The following is a 15,737-nucleotide window of genomic DNA, read 5'->3' as shown; positions in this document are numbered from 1 at the left end:
CCCCTTTACATTTCGTTATAGTAAGTTGATGAAATAAGTATAAAGAGTAATTGTTTATAGGAGGAAATATCGATTTCTTATAACGGTTATAACTTTTTGTTAGAGGTGTGTACGATGGATTTGGAGGCAGTACGATCGTTTATTGAAGTGAAGCATACGCGAAGTTTATCAAAGGCAAGTAAGATTTTACATATATCGCAACCAGCGCTTAGTAAACAAATTCAAAAGTTAGAAGCGGATTTAGAGGTTACGTTACTTAAGCGTTCTGCGCAAGGAGTAGAGTTAACGGAGGCAGGAGAGTTATTTATAAAAAGAATGTTACCGATTTTGGAGCAAATAAATGAAGTGAAAACAGAAATGAGGGGGTATCAAGAGAACCGGAAGTTTTCAATTGGTATACTACCGAGTTTAGCGGAGCATTACATATCAGAATGTAAAAATATATTAGGTGATGAGTTCGAAGTGGAATGGCAAATCGGGCATACGGAAGTATTAAGAGATTTATTTAAAGCGCGGGAGATTGACGCGATGTTCATCGATTCAGTAGTAGAAGGTGCTACGTATATAAAAGAAGTGCAACAAGAGAAAATTGTTTGTGCCGTTTCAAATAATCATCCGTACAAAGAGAAGATAGTCATTCAAATAGAAGAGCTGCACAATGAAAAATTAATTGTATATCCAGAAATATGTGATGTAAGGAAAATGATTATGAACATGTTTCATGAAATAGGTGTAAAACCAACTATAGCTGTGGAAACATCTTACGCAGAACCGATGCTTGCAATGGTAAAAGCTGGCCTTGGTATCACGTTACTTCCAGAAAGGGCAGTAGAGCAGTCTGTAAGGCAAGGAAATGTACATGTAATTTCTGTTGAACCACCACTCATGCGGAAAATTTATTTCGTATCCCATACGAAAGATTGTTTGTTATTACAATCATTTGAGGATAGGGAGTGAGGTAGGCGGAATATTGAGAAAGATTACAATCACATTGAAAGAAACATGAAATTTTTAAAAAAACTAGGTCAAAAACAAACCATTACATGGTATGATTAGTACATTGTTAGTTGTTAAATATAGGGGAATTCCCTTTTTATACATAATGCCTTCCATTTCATAAACGGAACGGACAAAAAAAGAGATATAACTAGGAGGCTTTTTTGCATGGATTCTATCCTGACGATCGTTATCATTGTAGTAAGCTCTATTCTAGTGCTGCTCATGATAGAGCTTGTGATAAGAAATCGTTCATATAAAGATATTGAAGCACTGGAGCAGTGGAAACAAGAGATAAAAGATAAACCTGTGGCAGATGAACTAAAACGGGTAAAAGATTTAAACATGACGGGTCAAACAGAAGAACTGTTTGGTAAATGGCGTGAAGAATGGGATGAAATTGTATCAACAACCCTTCCGAAAGCTGACAAAGATTTAGCGCAAGCGCGAAAATTCGCCTCGCAATTCTCCTTCCGAAAAGCAAAGCATGCGATGAACGAATCCATAAGTGGTTTAGATGACGCTGATAATCGTATTACTGACATTTTAAATGAATTACAGCAATTGTTAGAAAGCCATGAGAAAAATAGCTCGGAAATTGAAGGGTTACGTGATACATATCGTAGTATGAAAAAGAGTGTTCTTGCTCATAGACATATGTATGGAGCAGCAGAGCAGAAAATCGAAGAGATGCTAGACGCTGAATCTGAGAAATTTAAAACCTTTGAAGAAGCAACAAACAATGGCGACTATTTAAAAGCGAGAGAAATTGTTATTAGTTTGGAAGAAGGTTTAGCAGATTTAGAAATCATTATTCACCAAATTCCAGATTTATTGGTAGAGTGTCAAGCGACGTTACCAGTTCAGCTGGAAGATTTATTACACGGACATAATGATATGGTAAGACAAGGTTATGTATTAGATTATTTGGAAGTCCCTAAAGAAGTTCGCGATATGACGAAACAACTACAAACATGTTTAATGGATATACAGGAGCTTCATATAACAGAAGCGGCTGAAAAAGTAGAAAACTTAAAAATACGTTTAGATGGCTTCTACGATCAATTGGAACAAGAAGTACATGCGAGACATTATGTGGAGCAAAAAACACTTTCTGTTTACGATGACTTAGAAGAAATGCGTATCGAAACGATTGAAACGAAAACAGAAACACAACTTGTGAAACAAAGCTATCAGTTACAAGATAAAGACATTGAGTCTCAAAAAGTAATTGAAAAGCAAATGCACATTTTAACGAAACGTTTTGAAATGCTACAATTACGCGTTGCAGAACAAGATATTGCCTTCTCTATTATTCGTGAGGAACTAGAAGAGGTTTATGAGCAATGTGAAACGTTAAAAGTACTTCATGCAGAATATAAAGAAATGCTGCAAGCGATGCGCAAAGAAGAATTTGAAGCACGTGAGAAGTTACAAGAAATGCGAAATACTATTTTCGAAACGAAACGCTTTATGCAAAAGTCGAATTTGCCAGGTCTTCCAGAGAGTATTATGGAAGATTTAAAAAGAGGGCAAATGGCAATGCAAGCTGTATATGAACAATTAGAAGTGAAGCCGTTAAATATGAACGCTGTAAATAGCAGTTTAGAAGAAGCATACACAACTGTGAACGGTGTGGCTGAAATGACAGAAGAGTTAATTGGACAAGCATATTTAGTGGAAAAATTAATTCAGTACGGTAACCGTTACCGTAGTCATGATGAAAACCTAGCAGAAAGTTTAAATTATGCTGAGAAATTATTCCGTGAATACCAATACGATGCAGCTTTAGAACAAGCGGCTTCAGTATTAGAGCAACTTGAACCTGGCGTTGTTCAAAAAATAGCTGAATATGTAGACAATGAACAAACCCTTTCATAAAAGGGTTTGTTTTTTTGTGTAATTTTGCAGACGATGTTGCTATAATGAATAGCGGAATACAGCAAGGTTATTCGTTTCAAAATAAAGTGAAACTGTAATCAGTAGGAGGATTCATCCCCATTGATTACTAGCCTTCACCAATCGGGCATTTACGGACAGCCCGACTCCTACCTAACTTCTTTGCTCTAACTGGATTTTGAGATAATATGAAGCGACCTCCTAGATTATCAAGTCAGGGATTTTAACCCATAATAATGAATGAAAACATTATGAATGGGGTTATACCCTATGATAATAGGAGGCCACTATGGAAAATATAATCTATATTGGGATGGATGTCCACAAGGAAAGTTTTAGCTTATGTGCACTACACGGAACAACTGGGGAAATTGTAAGAGAAGCACGATGTGCTTCAAATGTATCTCTCGTAAAAAAATTCGTTGAGAAACTGAAAACAAAATATGGTGAAGATATAAAAATTAAAGCTGGATATGAGGCTGGTTGTTTAGGGTATTCACTTCATAATCTTCTTGAACAAAATGGAATTGATTGTGATATTTTAGCTCCCACAACAATGTACAGTTCATCAAAAAATAAAATGGTTAAAAATGATAAATTCGATGCCAAAATGATTGCTCTTAATTTAGCAAATGGCACCTATAAAGAAGTATATGTTCCAGAAGAAGAGGATGTTGCCGTGAAAGAGTATATCCGCATGTTAGGTGATTTTAAAACATCTTTGAAAAAAATAAAACAACAGATAAAAGCATTCCTTTTAAGGCATGGCTATGTGTATGAAGGGAAATCAAGCTGGACAATCGCTTATATGAAATGGTTAAAGAATCTTGATCTACAAGGATTATTCAAAGAAACGTTAGGCGAATACCTATTACAGTATGATGTTCTAGTCGATAAAATTGAGCGGTTCAGTCTGAGATTAGAAGAATTATCTCATCGTGAAAGGTACGAAGAACCAATCGCAAATTTAAGATGCTTAAAAGGTATAGATACAACATCGGCAATGACTGTTCATGTGGAAATTGCAGACTTCACTCGTTTTCCCACGGCTAAAGCATTTATGGCTTATGTAGGATTGACACCAAGCGAAAGCTCAAGTGGAGAAAAAATCAGTCGACGTTCGATTACAAAACAAGGAAATTCGACCGTTAGGTCTACTCTTGTAGAATGTGCAAATGCGTTGGTAAAAGGAACAATCGGATTAAAATCGAAGCGAGTGAAAGCAAGACAAAAAGGGCAACGAAGCGAAGTGATTGCTTATGCGGATCAGGCTGTAGAAAGGTTACAAAGAAAATATTATCGCATGATATATCAAGGGAAACCTAGAAATGTTGCCGTTACAGCTATCGCAAGAGAACTGGGGTGTTTTATATGGGGATTAGAAACAGGTAAAATTCACCGAAAATAAAGAGGGAAGGATATGAAGTTGATTGATTCATTCATAGTTAGAAACCAAAGGTATCAATTGATGGCATAGATGAGCTTCAGAGATAGTGAATTACAGGTCTGGCTATCTATGACTCACCTCTTCTGGCATGGCTGAAATTCTGATAAACAAGCTATTTATTAGAATTTGAAAAGGTGTGATCCACGCAGTGAGATTATAAGAGCCTAACGACGAACCATTAACCTGAGGTAACCAATCCACGAATAACAGAGTGGTTAACTGTCGATAGATCTTATTTCTGAAGCTTTTGTATGCCATCAAGAAAAATATTATGGGTGAAAAACTATTGACAAAGGTCACTTCATAACAGGTGAGAGTCTTATTGCCCGTTCATGCGGGATAAAGTGAAACTGTAATAGGAGGGCATCCTCGACAATTATTAGCCTTCACCAATCGAGATAAAATGGAACCTTTGCGTAGTCTTAGCGTAATGACACGTATTTATGATATGATTATACGATGTGATAGCGCTGAAAGGGGAAGAACGATGATCTATTTTGATAATAGTGCGACGACGAAGCCATATCCAGAAGCTCTTCAATCGTACGTGACGGTTGCTGGGAAATATTTTGGTAATCCTTCTTCTATTCATTCGCTTGGAGGAGAGGCAGAGCGTCTATTAACACAATCAAGAACGATTGCAGCGCAGCTTCTTCGTGTTAAACCTTCTGAAATTATTTTTACATCAGGTGGAACGGAAGGGAATAACCTTGCGATTAAAGGGATAGCGATGAGGAATCGTTCGCGTGGCAAACATATCATTACAACAAATATTGAACACGCGTCTGTGTTTGAGGCATATAAGCAATTAGAAGAGCTCGGGTTTGATGTAACATATTTACCGGTTAACGAGCATGGTGTTGTGTCGGTAGAAGATGTGAAACGAGCACTTCGTGAAGATACGATTCTTGTGTCAATTATTCATGTGAACAACGAAACTGGAGCAATTCAGCCCGTTGCTGAAATTGGAACGTTATTATCGAATCATCCGAAAATAAGATTCCATGTAGATCATGTACAAGGGATAGGGAAAGTACCGCTTGATTTATATGCGTCTCATATTGATCTTTGCTCAATATCTGGACATAAATTCCACAGTGTAAAAGGAACGGGTCTTCTTTATGTACGCGATGGCGTAAGATTAGATCCGATTTTATCAGGTGGTCAACAAGAGCTTAAGTATCGCTCTGGTACAGAAAATTTACCTGGCATTGTAGCGATGGTGAAAGCACTTCGTATGACAATGGAACAAGTGAAAGAAAAGGTAGCTCATTTGCAAAGTTTACAAGCAGAGCTTGTTCGTTTCTTTAAAGAGATGGAAGATGTAACGATTAACACGTCGCTTGCATATGCAGCACCGCACATTTTAAATGTATCATTTGTTGGTTTAAAACCAGAAGTAGTCGTTCATGCTTTAGAAGAACACGGTGTATATGTGTCAACGAAATCTGCTTGTTCTTCAAAAGCAAATGAAGTGAGCAGAGTGTTAGTGTCAATGGGAGTGCCGCATGCAGCAGCTGCAAGCGCTATTCGTATTAGTTTGGCACCAGAAAACACAATGGAAGAAGTAAAACAATTTGAAGGTATTGTAAAAGAGACGATGCCAAAATTATATGAAGTGATGAGGTAAAGAAATTATGTTGAAATATGAATATATTTTAGTGCGTTACGGAGAAATGACGACAAAAGGTAAGAACCGTTCTAAGTTTGTAAGCACATTAAAAGATAACGTGAAGTTCAAACTGAAAAAATTCCCAAATATTAAAATCGATGCAACACATGATCGTATGTACATCCAGTTAAATGGTGAAGATCATGAAGCAGTCTCTGAAAGATTGAAGGATGTATTTGGTATTCATAAGTTTAACTTAGCGATGAAAGTACCATCAGAATTAGAAGACATTAAAGAAGGTGCATTAGCAGCTTTCTTACAAGTAAAAGGTGATGTGAAAACATTTAAAATTACTGTACACCGTTCTTATAAGCATTTCCCAATGAGAACGATGGAATTATTACCTGAGATTGGCGGACACATTCTAGAAAATACAGAAGATATTACAGTAGATGTTCATAATCCAGATGTAAATGTACGCGTAGAGATCCGCAGTGGCTATAGCTATATCATGTGCGATGAGCGTATGGGAGCTGGCGGTTTACCAGTTGGCGTTGGCGGAAAAGTAATGGTACTTCTTTCTGGTGGTATTGATAGCCCAGTAGCAGCTTACTTAACGATGAAACGCGGCGTATCTGTGGAAGCAGTTCACTTCCATAGTCCACCTTTCACAAGTGAGCGTGCAAAACAAAAAGTAATCGATTTAGCACAAGAGTTAACGAAGTATTGTAAACGAGTAATGCTTCACCTTGTTCCGTTTACAGAAGTGCAAAAAACGATTAATAAAGAAATCCCATCTAGCTATTCAATGACGGTTATGCGCCGTATGATGATGCGTATTACAGAACGTATTGCTGAGGAGCGTAACGCACTTGCAATTACGACTGGTGAAAGTCTTGGACAAGTAGCAAGCCAAACGTTAGATAGTATGCATACGATTAACGAAGTAACAAACTACCCAGTTATTCGTCCGCTTATTACGATGGATAAATTAGAGATTATTAAAATAGCTGAAGAAATCGGCACGTATGATATTTCAATTCGTCCATATGAAGATTGCTGTACTGTATTCACACCAGCAAGCCCAGCGACGAAGCCAAAACGTGAAAAAGCAAATCGTTTTGAAGCGAAATACGATTTCACACCATTGATCGATGAAGCTGTAGCGAACAAAGAAACAATGGTGTTACAAACGGTAGAAGTAGTGGCGGAAGAAGAAAAATTTGAAGAACTTTTCTATAACCATAAATTACCATATCTAAAACGTGTATGAAGTCATGTTATTTATCACACTCTATACTCACAAGGAGGTGATATAACATGTCACGTAGCACAAATAAATTAGCGGTTCCTGGTGCTGAATCAGCATTAGACCAAATGAAATACGAAATCGCTCAAGAGTTTGGTGTTCAACTTGGAGCTGATGCAACAGCTCGCGCTAACGGTTCTGTTGGTGGTGAAATCACTAAACGTCTAGTTTCACTAGCTGAGCAACAATTAGGCGGTTACCAAAAATAATCCCATATGATGGCTTAGAAAGAGCGGGTTCTCCCGCTCTTTCTTTTTTTGTGTTGTGTCGCTATTTGTCGGTAAGTCGATGTAATTTCGTTTACTAATTCGACAGAACTGAAAAATTTGTCAAAAGAAGAGGGTTCAAAATTAACTGAAAATTCTTTATTATATAAAGGAGGCATAAAGAAAAGGGAGGATATTTTATGAAGCGAGAAGAATTGTTGGCGCCACCGTCTTATAATTTAGTTTCTGAAATAGAGAAATATACAGGTGATAAAGGGAAGTTAGCTTTAATTTGGCAAGATGATAAAGGGAATCGAAGGGAAGTTACATACGCTGAATTAATGCAAGGTGCGAATAAAATTGGAAACGCTTTTATAAAAAGTGGTTTGCAAAAAGGGGACAAGCTTCTCATTATGATGCCGCGTTTAATTGAAGCGTACATGACGTATATTGCTGCTATTAAAGCAGGATTTGTCGTAATTCCAAGCTCGGAAATGTTACGTAAAAAAGATATAGAATATCGAATTGGACATGGAGAAGTAAAAGCGATAGTAAGCTATGAGCCGTATATTAGGCAGTTTGATGATATAGAAGCGATGGAATCTCTTCGAAAATTTGTCCTGAGCGAGCAGTCAGTAGATGGATGGGTTAATTTAAAAACAGCGTTAGAAACAGAGAGTGACATGTTAGAAATGGCGAAGACAGATAAAGAAGATATGGTCTTTTTATCTTACACGTCAGGAACGACAGGAAATCCAAAAGGTGTCGTTCATACACATGCGTGGGCATACGCTCATTTACGTACGAGCGCTCCAAATTGGCTCGGAATTGAAGAGAATGATATTGTATGGGCAACAGCTAGTCCAGGCTGGCAAAAGTGGATTTGGAGCCCGTTTTTAGCAACTTTAGGATCAGGGGCAACAGGGTTTGTATATCACGGTAAGTTTGAACCGAAAACGTACCCAAACTTATTAGACGATAATAAGGTGAATGTACTTTGTTGTACACCGACTGAGTATAGATTAATGGCAAAGGTAGAAGATTTAAGCCAGTACAATTTAGAGGCACTACATAGCGCTGTATCGGCAGGTGAGCCGTTAAATAGAGAAGTCATTGAAACGTTCAAAAAGCACTTTCATATTACAGTGAGAGACGGCTATGGGCAAACGGAAAATACATTACTTGTTGGTGTAATGAAAGGGATGGATATTAGACCAGGATCAATGGGGAAACCAACGCCAGGTAACCACGTCGATATCGTAAATGAGGAAGGTACCCCAGTTAAAGTAGGCGAAGTTGGTGATATTGCAGTTCACATTGAAACGCCGGCCCTCTTTAAACAATATTACAAAGACGATGAGCGTACAGCGATGCAATTTCGCGGTGATTATTATATTACAGGTGATAAAGCGAAGAAAGATGAAGACGGCTACTTCTGGTTTGAAGGGCGCGGCGATGATATCATTATTAGCTCTGGTTATACAATCGGGCCGTTTGAAGTAGAGGATGCACTTGTAAAACATCCTTACGTAAGAGAATGTGCAGTTGTCGCAAGTCCTGATGAAATTCGTGGAAGTGTCGTGAAGGCATTTATCGTATTAAGAGAGAATATAGAAAAGAACGAAGAAACATTAATTCCAACACTCCAACAACACGTCAAAGAACTCACTGCACCATATAAATACCCTCGCAAAATTGAATTTGTAGATGAACTACCAAAAACGATTTCTGGGAAAATTCGCCGTATTGAACTTAGAAAACAAGAGATGGAGATTCCGTCAAAATAATTTTGAAAACAGTGAAGTAAATAGTTGAATGAAATGTAAATCAATGATAAAATAAAAACGAACACAAGTTCGATTTTATAAATTTAAAAAAGAGGTGTCCGTATGATTTTAGGTATTAATCCGTACTTAGTTTTAGATGGTGGTGGGCAAGAAGCTGTACAGTTTTATAAAGAGGCCTTAGATGCAAAAGTAGAAGTCATGCAAACTTTTGGTGACATGCCTGAAAATCCAGAATACCCGATTCCAGCTGAAGCGAAAGAGCGCGTTTTACACGCTACTTTAAAAGTTGGTAATACGGATCTTATGATTTCTGATACATTCCCAGGTCAAGGGCATGCAATCGGATCTCAAGTAACAATCGCAATTCAAATTAGTAATGCAGAAAAAGCAAAAGAAGTATTCGATAAGTTACAAGAAGGTGGAGAAGTTATCATGCCACTTCAAGAAACATTCTGGAGCCCAGCATACGGACAAGTAAAAGATAAATTTAATATTGAATGGCAAGTTACAACGTCTACTACTGAACAAAAGTAATTTTTAGAAAAGCACCATGTTTTGAAATGGTGCTTTTTTTTATACAATAAAAAATAAAGGAGATGGGATATATGGGAGAAATTTGGTATGGCGGCACCATTTACACAATGAGAGAAGAAAATGAAAAAGTGGGCGCTGTTTACGTTGAAAACGGTACGATCGTTGATGTTGGAAGTAAAGAAGAGTTAGAAAACCAATATGCCGCGGTTACATTGTACGATTTAAAAGGCAAAACAATGATCCCAGGTCTCGTTGATAGTCATATGCATCTTATTGGGCATGGAGAGAGATTACTCCGTCTAGATTTATCAAATTGTACATCTTATGGCGAAGTGCTTACTCTTGTTCAGAAGCGAGTGGAAGAAGCTCCAAAGGGCTCTTGGATTATTGGAGAAGGATGGAATGAAAATAACTTTACAGATACGAAAGATGTTCATGCGCGTGATTTAGATGAAATTTCGAAAGAACATCCCATTTTACTAAAGAGAGTTTGTCGTCACGTTACATGGGTGAATGCATACATACTACAAGAAGCGAATATAACAGCAGCGACAGAAGATCCAAAAGGCGGGAAAATTGGTAGGGATTCATCAAATAAGTTAACAGGGCTTTTATATGAACAAGGGCAAGAATTAATTAAACATGTTCAGCCAGAAATTGATGAAGCTTATTTACAAAGAGCTCTGCAAACAGCGATTAAAGATTGCTGGAAATACGGACTTGTTGGCGGGCATACGGAAGATTTAAATTATTATGGTGGTTTTAGAAAAACATATAATGCGTTTTCTCACGTTATAAAAGAAATGCCATTTAAAGCCCATTTGCTCGTTCACCATGAAGTAGCACATGAACGAAAAGAATATGAAAATGAACATTATATTGAATTTGGAGCAATGAAAATTTTCTCTGACGGTTCTTTTGGCGGAAGAACAGCATTATTAAGTGAACCGTATGAAGATGCGAAGGAAACAAATGGAGTTGCGATTTTCTCACGTGAAGAACTTGCGGAATTAGTAAAGAAAGCACGAGATCTACATATGCCAGTTGCGATTCATACTATCGGTGACTTATCGCTTGAATATGTCATTGATGCACTCGAATTATATCCACCAGCAGAAGGGGTGCGTGACCGCATTATTCATTGTCAGCTTGCTCGTGAAGAGTTGATAGAAAGAATGAAAAACTTGCAAGCCATTATCGATATACAGCCAGTCTTTCTTTCATCAGATTTTCCGTCAGTCACTGAAAAACTAGGCGAGCACCGTCTTCGTTATGCGTACGCTTGGAAGACGTTACTGGAGGCAGGATTACACTGCAACGGTGGCTCAGATGCTCCTATTGAACAAGTGAATCCGTTTCTAGGCATATATAGCGCTGTTACACGTAGAAGTTTTATTGACGGTATATGCTATATGCCTGAGGAAAGATTAACGGTTTATGAGGCTGTTTCTTTATTTACAACAGGAAGTGCCTATGCAATCGGAAAAGAAGCGAAGCGAGGGCAAATTGCAAAAGGATATGAAGCAGATTTTACAATATTAGACCGCAATATTTTTGAAATTGAGGCAGAAGAAATAAAAGAAGTACAAGCAGAAATGACCGTAATAGATGGCCAAGTTGTCTATAGAAAAGATGCGTAAAAATATATGAGCGGTTTTCGGAATATATCGAATTACCGACAAAAACTGACAAGAATAACGGCCGGATAGTAAGAGAGTATTGTTCGCGTCAATCGGGGGAAATAAATAACCGCAGAATTATGGAATTTCATAATTCTGCGGTTATTTTAATCTTATAAAAACGTTCTCTGTACTTTTTCCCAGAAAGAATTGTTTTTTAATTTAACTGTTTTAATTTGTTTATCGCTTAAGCGTACAACAGCTTTTTCCACTTGTTTAATGCTAAGCGCTTCGTTATCCATGCCGATAACAGGATAATCGTTACCGTCTGGTCTTAGTTTTAAAGTTAATGTACGTTCGTGATTTAAAATGAAAGGTGAACCGAGCGTACGGTAAGTGTTGTTGTTTAAAGATGCTAGTTCGCTTACTTGGAAACATGGGATAAGCGGGTCAACAACTGCACCATGCAATGATTTATTGTAAGCAGTACTTCCTGTTGGGGTAGAAACCACTAAACCGTCCCCTCTAAATGTTTCGAAATATAAATCATCAACATGAACATCTACAACGAATGTTTTAATAATGCTAGAACGTAATGAGAACTCATTTAAACAATGGAAAGATGTACTGCCATCTACATCTACTTGAATTGTTGGATATTTTCGCACTTCAATTTCATTTTTTGTAATTTCTTGAAGGGCTGTATCAACGTGATCAATATGGAAATCGCAGTAGAAAGAAATTTCATCTTTCGTAGAAATCCCTGCGTATAAGCAATCTTCTCTAAAACCAGTTTTACGAACGGCTTGTAAGAAGGTTGCATCATCTCCAACACTGACGATAGCGTTTGCATTTTTTGGATGATCTAATATGGTAAATCCATTCTCTTCTAAAATACGATAGATTGGTTTCATTTTTTCAACGAGCGTTGCTTTGTCATCACCATAAAAGAAAAATAAATTGCGACGATCTGCCATTATGTATCCCTCCACTGCAGTTAAATTTTCTGTTTTTCGTGCTACATATCATTAGAGTCCGTTCCCTGATGATATGTTCAAATAATATATTTCGATATAAATTGTCAAAATACCTTTTTATTTTTAGAAAAATTTTTATATTCAATCTTATAGAACTCTGTTTAACGATGAATAAACTTGTCGATAATGGGTACGGAGTGAAAGGATGATACGTATGAAGTGGCTCGTAATTGGAATAATAATTCTTCTTCTTTTTATTTTGTTTATACTATTGTCGAAAATAAAGCTTAAGGTGACATTTTTATATTCAGAAATGGAAAAGCAATGTTTGCTTCAAGTGAAAATATGGATGATTCGATATACATTTGATGTGTTGGAAAGAATTGAAAAACAGCAGAAAAAGACAGGACAGAAAATCGAAAAAGCTGAAGAGGACGGCGGACTCGATAATAAAATTATGGCGCAACTTGACAGCATTGGTGAACTGATAAAAAAGCTTCAAGAAGTTCATACTATTGTTAAAGATTTTCTCAAACGAGTGAAAATCAATGGTTGGAAATGGCATACACAAATTGGAGCAGGCGACGCAGCTAGTACTGGCATTGTCACTGGATATGCATGGGGGACAAAAGGTATGGCTGCTGGAGTTGTCGGACAATATATGCATATTGTCGACGTACCAGAATTTGAAATTACCCCAGTTTTTCAAGGGAAAGGATTTGCATCAAGATGCGAGTTAACAGCATCTTTTCGTATATTCCGCGCTATAAAAACTGGCGTCAAATTACTCGTATTTATGAGAAGACAAAGATCTGGTATGACAGAAAAATCTGTTCAAGCATAGGGGGGATATAGAATGGACCATCCAATTCAAGGTTTAATGACAACAGCAATGCAGCTTTTAAAACAAATGACTGATGTAAATACAATTGTTGGTGACCCAATTAAAGCGGCAGATGGAAGCGTAATTCTTACAGTTTCGAAAGTGAGTTTCGGATTTGCTGCTGGTGGAAGTGAATTTGGTAAAGTAGAACATTCAGGCCGTCATCCATTTGGCGGTGGAAGTGGAGGAGGAGTTTCTATTAATCCTGTTGCCTTTCTTGTTATAAATGGAGATGGTGTGAAAGTATTGCACTTAGATAAACAAACACACGTCATCGATAAAATAATTGAATTAGCGCCACAAGCTGTTGATAAAGTGAAAGAAATGATGGATAAACGAAAAGAAGATAATCCTGAATTTCAAATTTAACGAATAAAGAAGCTAATCAATAGGTTAGCTTCTTTAATTTTTTTGTAAATAAAGCGATTTTATTTGCATTATCGATAGGGACAAACTATCATTTACATTGTACATATTTTGTTTAAATAAGGGAGGATTTTCAAGTGGCAAACGTAACTTTTAAAGGTAATCCAATGACTTTAGTTGGAACAGAAGTTAAAGTTGGCGATCAAGCGCCAAACTTCCAAGTATTAGCAAACGACTTATCTCCAGTAAGTTTAGAAACATACAAAGGTGAAGTGAAATTAATTAGTGTTGTACCTTCAATCGACACAGGTGTGTGTGATGCACAAACTCGTCGTTTTAACCAAGATGCAGCAGGTATTGAAAACGCGAAAGTATTAACAATTAGCGCTGATTTACCATTCGCTCAAAAACGCTGGTGTGCAGCAAACGGTTTAGAAAATGTTGTAACACTTTCTGACCACCGCGATCTTTCATTCGGTGAAGCTTACGGCTTAGTAATGAAAGAGCTTCGTTTACTTGCTCGTGCAGTATTCGTAGTAGATAGCAATGACAAAGTAGTTTACGTAGAATACGTAAGCGAAGGTACAAGCCATCCAAACTATGAAGCAGCATTAGAAGCAGCTAAATCTGCGAAGTAATGTGAAGAGAATGACCTCTTATAAAGAGGTCGTTTTTTCTCATATATTGCTCTGTAACAGCATCGATATATGAGAAAAAACGTTATATCATATATAACTAAAGGGGAGCTCTTTACAGGAGGTCGCTTTTTCTTTTTGGAAAAAATCACTTTGTGGTATGATATAAGTTATGTGTAAAAGAGAGAAGGAGGAATGTACGTGAGTCAGACAGTAGAAACATTATTTTCTATTTTTGATTCTTCTGCGGTAGTTTTACGTAAAGAATTAGATGTAACATATTTAGAGGCGCTTGTAGAAACAGGTGATAACTTGTTTGAGGGAGCGATTTTACAAGAGGAATTATCCGAATCAGCAATTGAAAGGCTGAATCGTGAATATAGTACGTTTAATGAAGAAACATATAAAGGTGAAGAAATTCGTAAAGCATTTCAGTTAGCCATCTTAAAAGGAATGAAAGAAGGCGTACAAGCGAATCATGAAATGACGCCTGATGCAGTTGGAATGTTCATGAGTTACTTATTCCATAAATTTATGCAAGGTCAAAACGAGATCACAGTTTTAGATCCTGCAATTGGAACAGGTAATTTAATGACTACAGTGTTTAATAGCGCCAAAGAAGGACTAACAATGAGTGGATTTGGTGTAGAAGTGGATGAAGTGCTAATTAAACTTGCTTTAGTAAATGCAAATTTACAAAAGCATGCAATCGAATTCTTCCATCAAGATGGACTAGCACCACTTTATATCGATCCAGTTGATGCAGTCGTTTCAGACTTACCGGTTGGTTATTATCCAAACGAAATCGGTGCAAGTGAATATAAATTAAAAGCAGATGAAGGAATGTCGTATGCCCATCACTTATTTATTGAACAAAGTGTGAAACATACGAAAGAGGGCGGTTACTTATTCTTCTTAGTACCAAACTTCATTTTTGAAAGTGACCAGGCACCAAAATTACATGCATTTATTAAAGAAACATGCTTTATTCAAGGGTTATTACAGCTTCCTGTTTCCATGTTTAAAAACGAGAAAAATGCAAAAAGTATATTTGTTCTCCAAAAGAAAGGCGCTAATGTAACAATGCCAAAACAGGCGTTATTAGTGGAGTTGCCTAAATTCTCTAACATGAAGGCGATGGAAGACATTATGGATCAATTAAATACTTGGTTTGCAACACATAAATAAAGCTGGGTATATGTAACAGCATTAGTGATTCATGTAGTACAGTTTTATATAATATGTCATATTTTTAAATATATACAAGATTTAACTGAATTTTTTTGAAATCTGTAATATATATTTTTTCTTGGTGTTACAATTTTTTCACTTGAAATATATGTCGGACGATGTTTAAATTAAAATCGTGAGTATAAAATTTGCTAATGATGAAACGTTTTCATATTTGGTGAATTTGATCAGATAAAATCGAGCGGTTTGTGGAAACATCCACACAACTACCAAGAG

Annotated in this window: 14 protein-coding genes; 13 read left to right on the top strand and 1 reads right to left on the bottom strand. The window is 36.9% G+C overall.

The genetic code is table 11. From position 1 onward, the window contains the following. The first annotated feature begins 114 nt into the window (after positions 1 to 114). The 9 genes from MHH55_RS17600 to MHH55_RS17560 all read left to right on the top strand — a co-directional run bounded on the left by MHH55_RS17600 (position 115) and on the right by MHH55_RS17560 (position 11,430). On the top strand, positions 115 to 957 hold the full coding sequence (locus MHH55_RS17600) for a LysR family transcriptional regulator (RefSeq protein WP_071740844.1): 843 nt from the start codon (positions 115 to 117) through the stop codon (positions 955 to 957). A gap of 207 nt (positions 958 to 1,164) precedes the next feature. Next, on the top strand, positions 1,165 to 2,877 hold the full coding sequence (gene ezrA, locus MHH55_RS17595; protein WP_078186236.1) for a septation ring formation regulator EzrA: 1,713 nt from the start codon (positions 1,165 to 1,167) through the stop codon (positions 2,875 to 2,877). A gap of 307 nt (positions 2,878 to 3,184) precedes the next feature. After that, positions 3,185 to 4,303 carry an IS110 family transposase gene (locus MHH55_RS17590; protein ID WP_340880263.1) on the top strand — a complete coding sequence of 373 codons (1,119 nt, stop codon included), beginning with the start codon at positions 3,185 to 3,187 and terminating at the stop codon, positions 4,301 to 4,303. Positions 4,304 to 4,829: 526 nt separating this feature from the next. Next, on the top strand, positions 4,830 to 5,972 hold the full coding sequence (locus tag MHH55_RS17585) for a cysteine desulfurase family protein (protein ID WP_000638992.1): 1,143 nt from the start codon (positions 4,830 to 4,832) through the stop codon (positions 5,970 to 5,972). 7 nt (positions 5,973 to 5,979) lie between these two features. Beyond that, positions 5,980 to 7,227 (top strand): tRNA uracil 4-sulfurtransferase ThiI, encoded by a 1,248-nt coding sequence (thiI, locus tag MHH55_RS17580; RefSeq protein ID WP_078186402.1) that lies wholly within the window; start codon positions 5,980 to 5,982, stop codon positions 7,225 to 7,227. Between the two features lie 47 nt (positions 7,228 to 7,274). After that, positions 7,275 to 7,472 (top strand): alpha/beta-type small acid-soluble spore protein, encoded by a 198-nt coding sequence (locus MHH55_RS17575; protein ID WP_000091640.1) that lies wholly within the window; start codon positions 7,275 to 7,277, stop codon positions 7,470 to 7,472. A gap of 197 nt (positions 7,473 to 7,669) precedes the next feature. Beyond that, a complete protein-coding gene (gene mbcS, locus MHH55_RS17570; RefSeq protein ID WP_078186401.1) occupies positions 7,670 to 9,256 on the top strand; it encodes an acyl-CoA synthetase MbcS in 1,587 nt (528 codons plus the stop codon). Positions 9,257 to 9,358: 102 nt separating this feature from the next. Further along, on the top strand, positions 9,359 to 9,790 hold the full coding sequence (locus tag MHH55_RS17565) for a VOC family protein (RefSeq protein WP_025689065.1): 432 nt from the start codon (positions 9,359 to 9,361) through the stop codon (positions 9,788 to 9,790). Between the two features lie 71 nt (positions 9,791 to 9,861). Then, a complete protein-coding gene (locus MHH55_RS17560) occupies positions 9,862 to 11,430 on the top strand; it encodes an amidohydrolase (RefSeq protein ID WP_078186400.1) in 1,569 nt (522 codons plus the stop codon). Positions 11,431 to 11,582: 152 nt separating this feature from the next. On the opposite strand, the gene MHH55_RS17555 is transcribed toward MHH55_RS17560, so the two are convergent. Further along, positions 11,583 to 12,386, bottom strand: coding sequence for an NAD kinase (locus MHH55_RS17555; protein ID WP_000785177.1), 804 nt, complete (start codon positions 12,384 to 12,386; stop codon positions 11,583 to 11,585). Between the two features lie 205 nt (positions 12,387 to 12,591). On the opposite strand from MHH55_RS17555, the gene MHH55_RS17550 reads away from it, so the two are divergent. The 4 genes from MHH55_RS17550 to MHH55_RS17535 all read left to right on the top strand — a co-directional run bounded on the left by MHH55_RS17550 (position 12,592) and on the right by MHH55_RS17535 (position 15,458). Next, positions 12,592 to 13,230, top strand: coding sequence for a DUF2953 domain-containing protein (locus tag MHH55_RS17550; RefSeq protein WP_002164419.1), 639 nt, complete (start codon positions 12,592 to 12,594; stop codon positions 13,228 to 13,230). A gap of 12 nt (positions 13,231 to 13,242) precedes the next feature. Continuing rightward, entirely contained in the window at positions 13,243 to 13,638 is a 396-nt protein-coding gene (gene ytfJ / locus MHH55_RS17545; protein WP_078186399.1) for a GerW family sporulation protein, read from the top strand. 134 nt (positions 13,639 to 13,772) lie between these two features. After that, positions 13,773 to 14,273 (top strand): thiol peroxidase, encoded by a 501-nt coding sequence (gene tpx, locus MHH55_RS17540; RefSeq protein WP_000024529.1) that lies wholly within the window; start codon positions 13,773 to 13,775, stop codon positions 14,271 to 14,273. A 198-nt stretch (positions 14,274 to 14,471) separates the two neighbouring features. Further along, positions 14,472 to 15,458 carry a class I SAM-dependent methyltransferase gene (locus MHH55_RS17535; protein ID WP_000084367.1) on the top strand — a complete coding sequence of 329 codons (987 nt, stop codon included), beginning with the start codon at positions 14,472 to 14,474 and terminating at the stop codon, positions 15,456 to 15,458. Positions 15,459 to 15,737: the final 279 nt, after the last annotated feature.

The organism is Bacillus sp. FSL K6-2944 (genome assembly GCF_038005385.1).
Lineage (GTDB): Bacteria > Bacillota > Bacilli > Bacillales > Bacillaceae_G > Bacillus_A > Bacillus_A cereus.
This window is presented reverse-complemented; position numbering and strand designations above follow the sequence as displayed.